General features: G+C 72.7%; 8 protein-coding genes. 5 read left to right on the plus strand and 3 right to left on the minus strand.

From position 1 onward, the window contains the following. The 3 genes from K6I33_RS23955 to recQ form a co-directional block, all read left to right on the plus strand. Window positions 1–603 (plus strand): hypothetical protein (locus tag K6I33_RS23955; protein ID WP_229356588.1); only part of this gene is annotated, 603 nt, incomplete at its 5' end. A gap of 92 nt (window positions 604–695) precedes the next feature. Further along, a complete protein-coding gene (locus K6I33_RS23960) occupies window positions 696–2,729 on the plus strand; it encodes a restriction endonuclease (protein ID WP_229356589.1) in 2,034 nt (677 codons plus the stop codon). Window positions 2,730–2,839: 110 nt separating this feature from the next. Next, complete coding sequence (recQ, locus tag K6I33_RS23965) at window positions 2,840–4,831, plus strand: DNA helicase RecQ (RefSeq protein WP_229356590.1); 1,992 nt, start codon at window positions 2,840–2,842, stop codon at window positions 4,829–4,831. A 150-nt stretch (window positions 4,832–4,981) separates the two neighbouring features. Here the strand turns inward: recQ and K6I33_RS23970 are convergent, their stop codons facing one another. Further along, window positions 4,982–6,025 (minus strand): questin oxidase family protein, encoded by a 1,044-nt coding sequence (locus K6I33_RS23970; RefSeq protein ID WP_229356591.1) that lies wholly within the window; start codon window positions 6,023–6,025, stop codon window positions 4,982–4,984. A 128-nt stretch (window positions 6,026–6,153) separates the two neighbouring features. Next, a complete protein-coding gene (locus K6I33_RS23975; RefSeq protein ID WP_229356592.1) occupies window positions 6,154–6,588 on the minus strand; it encodes a hypothetical protein in 435 nt (144 codons plus the stop codon). A gap of 471 nt (window positions 6,589–7,059) precedes the next feature. On the opposite strand from K6I33_RS23975, the gene K6I33_RS23980 reads away from it, so the two are divergent. Beyond that, window positions 7,060–8,064 (plus strand): RNA polymerase sigma factor RpoD/SigA, encoded by a 1,005-nt coding sequence (locus K6I33_RS23980; RefSeq protein ID WP_229356593.1) that lies wholly within the window; start codon window positions 7,060–7,062, stop codon window positions 8,062–8,064. A gap of 111 nt (window positions 8,065–8,175) precedes the next feature. On the opposite strand, the gene K6I33_RS23985 is transcribed toward K6I33_RS23980, so the two are convergent. Then, entirely contained in the window at window positions 8,176–9,138 is a 963-nt protein-coding gene (locus K6I33_RS23985; protein ID WP_229356594.1) for a YafY family protein, read from the minus strand. A 206-nt stretch (window positions 9,139–9,344) separates the two neighbouring features. Here K6I33_RS23985 and K6I33_RS23990 point away from each other — a divergent pair, with 206 nt between their 5' ends. Next, entirely contained in the window at window positions 9,345–10,784 is a 1,440-nt protein-coding gene (locus tag K6I33_RS23990; RefSeq protein WP_229356595.1) for an MFS transporter, read from the plus strand. Window positions 10,785–11,001: the final 217 nt, after the last annotated feature.

The raw sequence follows: 11,001 nt of genomic DNA on the forward strand, positions 1-11,001 counted from the left end.
TCCCCCGCCACCCCATGTCCCCTGGAGCGCACGATGACCTTCCGTCCCCGTACGGCCGCTGCCTGCCTCGGCGCCGTCCTGCTCGCCCTCGGCACCGCGGGCCCCGCCGCCGCGCACGGCGACACGATCCGCCTCGCCGTCGCCGGACCTCCGTCGGACGGCCACATCCGGACCCTCGCGACCTGGGACAACGACGGCGACCCCGTGGACGAGCGGGTCGCCGGGACCCTGACGGCCCGGGACGCCGCCGGGCACACGCAGGGGCCCTGGGTGCTCGTCCCCGTCCCCGGCGCCAAGGGCGCCTACACCACCCGCGAGGCGCTGCCGCCCGGCAGCTGGACCGTCACCCTCCACTGCGGCTTCCCCGACCTCGGCCACGGCGAGGCCGCCGTCACCGTGCCGGCCGCGGCGCCCGCCTCCGCACCTCACGTTGCGGCCGCTCCCGCCGTCGCGCCGGAACCGCCCGCGCCGTCCCATGCCTTCGACGGCGGAGCCCGGCTCACCACCGTCGTCCTCACAGCGGTCATCAGCACGATCGCGCTGATCGGTGGCTGGTTCGTGCTGCGATCCCGCCGTCCGGGGCGGTCTTTCGCCAGGCGGTGATCAATTCACGCGCAAGCCGACTAAAGTCGACACGCAAGCGCAGTCCGCCGGGGGAGGGAATGTAACCGATGAGTCGCCGCTCCAGTGGACTGATGAGCATATGGGCCGAGGCGCAGCGCCAGCAGCAGCGTCAGCAGGAGGCCCGGCAGCGGGCGTTGACGCAGCAGCAGCGCGAGCAGGAACGGCAGCAGCGCGCGTACGACCGGGACCTGGCGCGCCAGGACCGCGAGCGGCGCCAGGCGTACCGGCAGGCGCGCGAGGCCGAGGCGCGCCGGCGCACGGAGGAGCTCGACGCGCGGATGGCGGCGCTCGAGGGCCTGCTGGTCGCCGGGTGCGGGGCGCCGGGCTTCCGGACGAGCGCGCTGGAGCGGCCCGAGCGGCTGGAGCCGTTCAACCCGGGCCACCTGGGGCAGCCGGTGCCCATGCCGGACCCGAACGCCTACCGCGGCTTCGGCAACCGCGCGCAGTACGAGCACGACTGGCACGCCGCGCAGGCCGCCGAGGCCCAGCGGCAGCAGCAGCTCGCGTCCTACCGGCAGCAGTACGACCAGTGGGCCGCGGCCGCGCTCGCCGACGTCCACCGGCACAACGCCGGCATCGGCGAGATGGTCACCGCCCTGCGCGAGGGCGACCCGGACGCCGTGGTGGAGTACTTCTCCGCCGCGCTCTACGCCTCCACCGCCTGGCCGGACGAGTTCCCGCACCAGATAGCCGCCGCCTACGACCCCGGCGCCCGGCAGCTCGTCCTCGACTGGGAGCTGCCCGGCTTCGACGTCGTCCCCGAGATCAAGTCGGTGCGGTACATGCCGACGGCGGACGAGGAGAAGGAGACGGCCCGGCCCGTCACCCAGCGCCGGAACGCCTACCGGGACGTGCTGGCGCAGTGCGTGCTGCTGGCGGTGCGCGAGCTGTTCGCGGCCGACGAGTTCGGGATCCTGGAGTCCGTCGCCCTCAACGGCTTCGTCGACGAGCACGACCCGGCCACCGGGCACCGCGCCCAGATCGTCCTGGCCTCGGTGACGGTGGGCCGGTCCGTCTTCTCGGGGCTGCGGCTGGAGCAGGTCAGCGCGGTCGACTGCCTCGTCGACGGTCTCGCCGGGCAGCTGTCCGCCCGCCCCGACCAGCTCGCGGCCGTCCGCCCGGGACGGGTGCCGGGCGACGTCGGGCGCGGTGTGGTCTCCCACGGCGGCGGTGACGACCCGGACCTCTTCGAGATGGACCCCATCGAGTTCGAGGAGCTCGTCGCCGAGCTGTTCCGGGCGCGCGGCATGCGCGCGGTGATGACCACCCGCTCCAACGACGGCGGTGTGGACGTCGAGGCCCTGGACCCCGACCCGATCAGCGGCGGCCGGATCATCGTGCAGGTCAAGCGGTACCGGAAGACCGTGCCGCCGACCGCCGTGCGCGACCTGTACGGCACGGTGCAGGGCGCGGGCGCCAACAAGGGCGTCCTGGTGACGACCTCCGGTTTCGGCCCGGGCTCGTACGCCTTCGCCAACGGCAAGCCGCTCACCCTCGTCTCCGGCGAGGAGCTGGTGGAGCTGCTGGCGCAGCACGGGCTGCGCGGCCGGCTCGGGGGCGGGACGTCCCGTCCGGCGGCGGCCCGGGGGAGCGGTGGTGCGGCCGCTGCGGACCGGCCCGAGAGCCACAACGTGCTGGGCATGTCCTGGTCCGGCCGGGTCGCCCTCGACGTGTGCGCCCTGGTCTGCGACGGCGGCCGGGTCCTCAGCGACGATCACTTCGTCTTCTACAACAACCCCCGCACCCCCGACGGCTCCGTCCGGGCACTGGAGCCCACCCTCGCCGACAAGGCCGCGCTGCGCGTCGCCTTCGAGGAGCTGCCGGCCGCCGCCGACCGGCTGGTGCTGGTCGCGGCGATAGACCCGGAGGTCAATCCGGATGCGGATCTCTCGCAGTTCACCGACGCCCGCATCCGTCTCGCCGACGCCTCCGGCGCCGAGCTCGGGCAGCTGGAGGTCTCGGACGGGCGGCCCGGCGAGACCGCGCTGGTGCTGGGCTCCTTCCGGCGCCGGACGAACGGCGACTGGGACTTCGTGCTCGGCGGGAAGGGGTACCCGGGCGGGCTGGAGGCGCTGGTGCAGGAGTACGGGATAGAGGTCGCCTGATCGTCCGCGAGATCGTCCGCGGGCGCGCCCGCTCGAACTCTCGATCACCCGTTCGTGGGGAGTTCCTTGATCCACCGGGTTCTGTCGGCGGCGCCTCGTAGACTTCTGCAATGGCCGACCCCACACAGACCACAGCAGAGCGCGACAGCCCCGGTGGCGAGGCCCTGAGCTGTCTGCGGCGCGTCTTCGGTTACGACGCGTTCCGCGGCGACCAGCAAGAGATCATCGATCATCTGGTCGGCGGCGGCGACGCGCTCGTCCTGATGCCGACCGGCGGCGGCAAGTCGCTCTGCTACCAGATCCCCGCGCTCGTCAGACCCGGGGTCGGTGTGGTGATCTCCCCGCTGATCGCGCTCATGCAGGACCAGGTCGACGCGCTGCGCGCGCTCGGGGTGCGGGCCGGCTTCCTCAACTCCACGCAGGACCTCGACGAACGCCGCCTGGTGGAGGCCGAGTTCGCGGCGGGCGAGCTCGACCTGCTCTATCTGGCGCCCGAGCGGTTGCGCGTGGAGTCCACGCTGCGGCTGCTCGACCGGGGCAAGATCTCCCTCTTCGCCATCGACGAGGCGCACTGTGTGGCCCAGTGGGGCCACGACTTCCGCCCCGACTACCTGGCCCTGTCGCAGCTGCACGAGCGCTGGCCGGACGTGCCGCGCGTCGCCCTGACCGCGACGGCCACGGAGGCGACGCGCGCCGAGATCGCCACCCGGCTGAAGCTCCAGGACGCCCGGCACTTCGTCGCCAGCTTCGACCGGCCCAACATCCAGTACCGCATCGCGCCGAAGAACGACCCGAAGAAGCAGCTCCTGGAGCTGCTGCGCACCGAGCACGCGGGTGACGCGGGCGTCGTCTACTGCCTCTCCCGCAAGGGCGTCGAGGACACCGCCGCGTTCCTCGCCCAGCACGGCATCGACGCCCTGCCGTACCACGCGGGCCTCGACGCCCGGACGCGCGCCGCCAACCAGTCCCGCTTCCTGCGCGAGGACGGGATCGTCATGGTCGCCACCATCGCGTTCGGCATGGGCATCGACAAGCCGGACGTGCGCTTCGTCGCCCACCTCGACCTGCCGAAGTCCGTCGAGGGCTACTACCAGGAGACCGGCCGCGCCGGCCGTGACGGCCAGCCGTCCACGGCCTGGCTGGCCTACGGTCTCCAGGACGTCGTCCAGCAGCGCAAGCTGATAGACGGCTCCGAGGGCGACGAGGCCCACCGCCGCCGGCTGGCCGCGCACCTCGACGCGATGCTCGCCCTGTGCGAGACCGTCGAGTGCCGCCGGGTGCGGCTGCTCGACTACTTCGGCCAGCCGGGCACCGCCTGCGGCAACTGCGACACGTGCCTGACCCCGCCGGAGACCTGGGACGGCACGATCGCCGCGCAGAAGTTCCTCTCGGCGATCCTCCGGCTGGCCCGGGAGCGGCGGCAGAAGTTCGGCGCGGGCCACATCATCGACATCCTGCTCGGCAAGAAGAGCGCGAAGGTCATCCAGTTCGACCACGACACGCTGTCCGTCTTCGGCATCGGCGCGGAGCTGTCCGTCGCCGAATGGCGGGGCGTGGTGCGGCAGTTGCTGGCGCAGGGGCTGCTGGCCGTCGAGGGCGACTACGGCACGCTCGTGCTGACGGAGGCCAGCGGCGACGTGCTCGGCTCACGCCGCAAGGTGGCGCTGCGGCGCGAGCCGAAGCCGGTGCGCGCGGCGAAGACGGCGAAGTCCTCGGCGGGCGGCTCGGGCAAGCGCGCCCCCGTCGACCTGCCGGCGGAGGCCGCGCCGCTCTTCGAGGCACTGCGGGCGTGGCGCGCGGCGACGGCGCGGGAGCAGGGCGTCCCGGCGTATGTGATCTTCCACGACGCGACGTTGCGGGAGATCGCGACGGTACGGCCGCAGTCGCTGGACGCGCTGTCCGGGGTGAGCGGTGTGGGAGAGAGCAAGCTGGTGAAGTACGGGGAGGGGATTCTGGGGGTGCTGGGGGAGCACGGGCCCGCGCCTGCGCCCGTTCCGGCGCCTGTCCCGGCCCCGGCCGTGGTCCCAGCCGCCGCCCCTGCCGGGGGCGAGGACGAGGTGCCGTGGCCGGACGAGGAGCCGCCGTACTGGGCTGAGGACTGAGAGGGGCCCCGGTCCCGCCCTTTCACCGTTTCCGAAGGGGCTCCGCCCCCTCGCACCCCCGTTTCGCGCTGACGCGCGGTGTCCTCAAACGCCGGACGGGCTGAAATCAGCCCCTCCGGCGTTTGGGGAGCGGGGGCTGGGGCGGCCCACTCACCCCGCCCCGGCCGGGATCAGCTCGCACGCGCGGGCTGTCGCCGCAAGGGCGGCCGGGCCGCCCACGTCCAGCGCCGTGTCCGCGAGCTTGATCGCGTGCGCGTCCCCGTGGGCGGCCGCCAGGGCGAAGGCCTCCTCCAGAGTGGTGGCGGGACCCGGTGCCGCGTCCTGCGGCTCGGCCGGGGCGTACGCGGCCGTCAGGACCGCGCTCGCCTCCCACGCCGCCGTCAGGCTGGGCACCCACAGGGTGCGGGGGAGCGCCGGAAGGACGCGGAGGACCGCGTTGGGCGCGGTCGCCGCGTGGACGAGCATGACCGCGTCGCCGTGGGCATAGCGCGGATAGCGGGCGACCGTGGCGCGGACGAGCTCCGCCAGCAGGTCGTGCGCCTCGTCCGGGCCGGCGGGCCGCCGCAGGCCGCTCGCGGCGGCGGGCCAGCCCTCGGCCGCCGGGAGCTGCGCGAGACGGTCGAGGACGCCGCCCTCCTGGACCGCGAGGGTCGGTACGGCGTCCAGCGCGCGGTGGGGGCCCGCGTCCCCGGCGGTGGTGACGGTGACGGGCAGCGGCTGGTGGCGGGCGGCCCAGTAGCCCAGGGCGTGGGCGAGTTCGGCCGTGCGGGGCGCGGTCTCGCCGTCCGTGAGGAGGGTGCGGACGGCGTGGCCGACGCGGATCACGGGGTGGGTGGCGCCGGCGATGATGCCGGGGAGCAGTCGCGGCCACCAGGTGGTGAGCACGTCCGTCCAGGGGAGTTCGGCTGTCAGCCGGGTGAAGTGGGCGATCCAGGAGCCGAGATGGCGGGGGTCGCCGAGGGTCTCGCGCCAGTTGTCGTCGGTGATGGTCAGGGCGGCGGAGGGGAGGTCGTCCGTCCGGTGCCGGTAGGCGTCCAGCCAGCGGTGCACCGTGCGGGCCTGGCCGTGGCGGGCGAGCGCCTCCACGGCCATGGGGGCGTGGTTGGAGAGCCAGCCCTGGGACAACTCGGGGCCGGTGGAGTGGACGCGTTGCAGGGCTTCGTCGAGTGTGCCGTCCTCGGTGATGGCGGTCATGGCCTCACCGTAGGAGCGGGGGCGGGCCCGGCGTAACGGTCGCCGGACCTACGCCTCTTGGCCACCCGGCGTAGGTCGCCGGTACTCCGTCCGGTACTCCGTCCGGCCGGTGTCCCCTCGGCCGGCGCTCAGTGCTCGTGCCAGTAGAAGACGTAGTACGACGCGAGGCCCATGCACAGGCCGAAGATCAGGCCGATTCCGGACGCCTCCAGCACCGAGACCCGGGTGAGGCTGCGCAGGAAGCCCATGCAGATGCCGAAGAGCGCGCCGAACGAGGCCGCGCGCACCTCGGTGATCATCTTGTCGCGGTTGCGGATCAGCAGATGGCCCACGCCCGCCGAGACCACCGCCGCGACCAGGCCCAGCATCCAGCCCTGGAGTTCGCCGAAGCCGTTCTCGTGGGAGAGGAAGACCGCGTAGAGGCCGAGGACGAAGCCGCCGACGACGGGCACCGCCCAGGTGGACGTGGTGGTCGTGCGCTCGTGGCGGACGTGGCCGGTGCGGGGGACCGGGCCGGGGCCCTCGTGGGCGTGGTGCCGGCCGGGCATGATCGAGTGCGTCATGGCGGGCTCCTCTCGCTCACCGTCTGTCCCGCCCCTCTGTCCCACCAGGGCACACCCGCCCCATCGCCGGGGCAACTCGATCACGCCACCGGACCATGCCGCCTAGGGCCCGTCCGCGGCCGCTCGGAATCCGGCCTTCCGGGCCTTCCGGGGCAACCGGTGGCCGGTGACCGGCGTCCTTGGGGGTGAGGAAGCGGGGTGGCCGCCATGTGACGGCCGTCTCATGGGCGTCGTGGCCGCGGGGGTTCACGAGGGTCGTGGGACCGGACCGCCACCGGGGCTGACCTGCGCTTCCCCAGGCAGCGTCACCATGCGTGCCCGCTGTGCGGCCGCACAGGGTACTGCATGATCCATAAAAAGAAGACGTCGCCGGGGAATTCTGTCCGGATTCCGGCCGTTCTTTACTTCGGACGGGGCGCCCCGGGGGCACCTGGTCCATCCCGCGACACGTCTCATCGCAAGGGAGTACGCATGGCAACCCGTGCCGTCGCCCGTCGTCAGACCACCGCACAGCGGGCTGGCGAGGCAAGCAGTGTTCGCGCCACAGGCGGGGAGATCGCCGATCGCGACCTGGTCGGCATGTACCTCGACGAGATCGCGCGTACACCCCTGCTCGACGCCGCCGAGGAAGTCGAGCTGTCGCAGACCATCGAGGCGGGCGTCTACGCCCAGCAGATCCTGGACGGCCTGGAGGCCGGCGGGGAGCGGGCCGGCGAGGCGTCGCGCGAGGAGCTGGCGGCGATAGCCGCCGCGGGTGCCCGCGCGAAGGACGTCTTCATCAAGTCCAATCTGCGTCTCGTCGTCGCCGTCGCCCGCCGCTACCCGCGCAGTGGCCTGCCCCTTCTCGACCTGATCCAGGAGGGCAACGCCGGCCTGGTGCGCGCGGTCGAGAAGTTCGACTACACCAAGGGATTCAAGTTCTCCACGTACGCGACGTGGTGGATCCGCCAGGCCATCACCCGGTCGATAGCCGACCAGTCCCGTACGATCCGGCTCCCCGTCCACCTGGTGGAGGAGCTGGGCCGCATCCGCCGGGTGCAGCGCGAGTTCAACCGCGAGCACGGCCGCGACCCCGAGCACGCGGAGATCGCCGAGGAGCTGGGCACCTCGCCCGAGCGCGTCGGCGACGTGCTGGACTGGGCCCGTGATCCGGTGAGCCTGAACATGTCCGTGGACGACGAGGGCGAGACCCAGTTCGGCGATCTGCTGGAGGACACCTCCGCCGTCTCGCCGGAGCAGTCGGTCATCGCGCTGCTGCGCAGCGAGGAGCTGGAGGACCTGATCGGCCGCCTCGACCAGCGCACCGCGTCGATCATCAAGGCGCGGTACGGCATCGAGGACGGGCGCGAGCGCACGCTGACGGAGGTCGGCAAGCAGCACGGGCTGACGCGTGAGCGCATCCGGCAGATCGAGAAGCACGCCCTGCTGGAGCTGAAGAAGATGGCGCACGCCACGGGGTTCGACGCGGCGGCGTAAACGGGTCTAATCTGGTAATAGGCCAGCAGACCGGGTCCCGGCGCATCTCCCCCCCTTGCGCCGGGGCCCTTATGCGTTCCGGCCGCGTCCGGCAGGCGGGCGGGCGCTGCCTCAGCGTGTCGCCGCCCTGCTGATGCGGGCGCCCAGCTCGCTCAGATGCTCCACCAGCTCGCGCGGCTCGTGCGCCTCGAACTCGCAGTCCACTATCGCCAGCCGCAGGGCCACCCACTCGATGGAGTCGGACGCGGTGACGTCCAGCCGGCACGTCGTCGCGTCGACTGGCGCCGGCACGCCGAGCCAGTTCGGCAGCCGGGCGGCCACGAACTCGGCCGGGGCGCGGAAGGTGACCACCAGCCGGTACGTCGGCTGGAGCCGGGCCATGGACCGCTTCAGGTACTCCGCCGCGTCCGGCACCGGGAGCTCGCGCGGGGCGAAGCGGGCCCCGGTGGCGAAGGGCTCGCTCACCCGGTCCACCCGGAACGTCCGCCAGTCGTCGCGGTCGACGTCATGGGCGACCAGATACCAGCGGCGGCCCGTGCTGATCAGCCGGTGCGGCTCGACCAGGCGTTTCGTCTCCGTGCCGTCGCCCTTGCGGTAGGCGAAGCGCAGCCGCTCATGGCCGGTGGCGGCCGAGGCGATCACGGTCAGGGTGTGGGGGTCCACGGTGGCGCCGTCACCGCCGGTCAGCGGCACGGTCGCCGCCTGGAGGGCGGAGACCCGGTGCCGCAGCCGGGCGGGCAGCACCTGCTCCAGCTTGGCCAGGGCCCGTACGGACGCCTCCTCGATGCCCTCCACGGCGTGGCCCGCGCCGGCGCGCAGCCCCACCGCGATGGCGACCGCCTCCTCGTCGTCGAGGACCAGCGGCGGCAGGGCGGCTCCGGCCGCCAGCCGGTACCCACCCTCGGCTCCCATCGTTGCCTGTACGGGGTAGCCGAGGTCGCGGAGCCGCTCGATGTCCCGCCGGATGGTGCGGGAGCTGACACCGAGCCGCTCGGCGAGCTCGCTGCCGGGCCATTCGCGAGGGGTCTGGAGGAGCGAGAGCAGATTCAGCAGCCGTGCCGGGGTGTCCGTCATCTCACCAGGGTGGCAGGTATCTAGGACATGACCTGACCTATACGGCCCCTAGCGTGGTGGGTGCTCCGGGTGAGGGAAACGATCCGGCGCGCAGGAAGAGGAAAGGCAATACCCCTGTGACCAGCACCGCGACCACCGATCCGCCCTCCGTGGCGTCCGCCGACGCCACCGCAGACCGCCGCCGCTGGCTGGCGCTCGCCGTGGTGATGACCGCGTCCTTCATGGATCTCGTGGACGTCACCATCGTCAACATCGCCATGCCGAGCATCCAGAAGGACATCGGCGCCTCTTTCAGCATCCTTCAGTGGATCACCGAGGGTTACGCCCTCGCCTTCGCGGCGGGCCTGATCACGGGCGGCCGGCTCGGCGACATATACGGCCGCCGGAAGGTCTTCCTGCTGGGCATGGGCGGCTTCACCCTCGCCTCGATGCTCTGCGGCCTCGCGGGCGACCCCCACCTGCTCGTCGCCGCGCGCGTCCTCCAGGGCGCCACGGCCGCGCTGATGGTGCCGCAGGTGCTGGCGATCGTCCACGCCACCTTCCCCGCCCACGAGCGCGGCAAGGTCTTCGGCATGTTCGGCGCCATCGTCGGCCTCGGCGCGGTCTCCGGCCCCATCCTCGGCGCGCTGCTCACCCAGTGGAACCTCTTCGGCCTGGAATGGCGGCCGATCTTCCTGGTCAACCTGCCGGTGGGCATCGCCGGCCTGATCATGGGCCGCCGCTACATCTCCGAGTCCCGCGCCCCGCAGGCGCTCAAGCTGGACCTCGTGGGCGTCGCCCTGGCCACCGGCGGACTGCTGATGCTGCTCTACCCGCTGACGCAGGGCCGTGAGCTGGGCTGGCCGCTGTGGGGCTTCCTCTGCATGGGCGGCAGTGTCCTCGTCTTCGCCGCCTTCGTCCTCTACGAGCGCCACAAGACCCGCAAGGACGGCTCGCCGCTGGTCGAGCTGTCGCTGTTCAAGGTCAAGAGCTTCGCGGCGGGCATCGGCGTCGAGGTCGCCTTCGGCGTCGCCTGCGGTGTCTTCTTCCTGATCTGGACCCTCTACATGCAGATCGGGCTCGGCTGGAGCCCGCTGCGGGCCGGCCTGACCGGCATCCCCTTCTCCATCGCCGTGTCGGTGGCGGCGGGCCTCTCGGTGCAGAAGCTCGTGCCCCGCTTCGGGCGGAAGGTGCTGCAGGCCGGTGCGGTGGCGATGGCGGCCGGTGTTCTTCTCTACATCTGGGAGTCCGAGCACTACGGCACGGGCATCCACCCCTGGCAGATGGCCCTCCCGCTGACCGTCATGGGCCTGGGCATGGGCCTGATCGTCGCCCCGCTCACCGAGGCCGTCATCTCCCAGGTGCCGCACGAGCACTCGGGCTCGGCGTCCGGCCTGATAAACACCACGCAGCAGCTCGGCAACGCGGTGGGTCTCGGCCTGGTGTCGGTCGTCTTCTTCGACGCCCTCGACGAGGGCGAGGTGGCCCGCGGCCACGCGGGCGAGGCGTTCGGCGCGGCCTTCCGGCACGGCATGTGGTGGGTCGCGGCGGTCCTGGGCGTGGTCCTGGCCCTGATGTTCGCGCTGCCGCGCAAGTCGGCGGCTGCGTCTGCGCCGACGTCTGCGTCTGCTGTTGAGGACGCCGCGTCGGTGCCGGCCGCCGCGTAGGTCGGGGGCGGGGTGGGGTGGACGGGCCCTTACGGGGCTGAGCTCTTCGCGGTGCCTGCCATCACGTGACGGGTGCCCGGAATTCGGCACTAGCGGCGAAGAGCTCTTTACGCCCCTACCAGGGCCCGTCCACCCCACCCCGCCCCCTCACGTCCGTTTGCAGGCAATCGTCCCGCTGGGCGATGGGGGTGCCCCCATGCCGTTCAGGCTATGGGGG

Source organism: Streptomyces sp. UNOB3_S3 (assembly GCF_020740895.1).
In the GTDB taxonomy this organism is placed as follows: Bacteria; Actinomycetota; Actinomycetes; order Streptomycetales; family Streptomycetaceae; genus Streptomyces.

Excerpts from the sequence above, each read along its gene's own strand:
- K6I33_RS23990 (WP_229356595.1), top strand. The coding sequence starts at position 9,345 with ATGACCGCGTCCTTCATGGATCTCGTGGACGTCACCATCGTCAACATC.
- recQ (WP_229356590.1), top strand. The coding sequence starts at position 2,840 with ATGGCCGACCCCACACAGACCACAGCAGAGCGCGACAGCCCCGGTGGC.
- K6I33_RS23980 (WP_229356593.1), top strand. The coding sequence starts at position 7,060 with ATGGCAACCCGTGCCGTCGCCCGTCGTCAGACCACCGCACAGCGGGCT.
- K6I33_RS23970 (WP_229356591.1), bottom strand. The coding sequence starts at position 6,025 with ATGACCGCCATCACCGAGGACGGCACACTCGACGAAGCCCTGCAACGC.
- K6I33_RS23985 (WP_229356594.1), bottom strand. The coding sequence starts at position 9,138 with ATGACGGACACCCCGGCACGGCTGCTGAATCTGCTCTCGCTCCTCCAG.
- K6I33_RS23975 (WP_229356592.1), bottom strand. The coding sequence starts at position 6,588 with ATGACGCACTCGATCATGCCCGGCCGGCACCACGCCCACGAGGGCCCC.
- K6I33_RS23960 (WP_229356589.1), top strand. The coding sequence starts at position 696 with ATGAGCATATGGGCCGAGGCGCAGCGCCAGCAGCAGCGTCAGCAGGAG.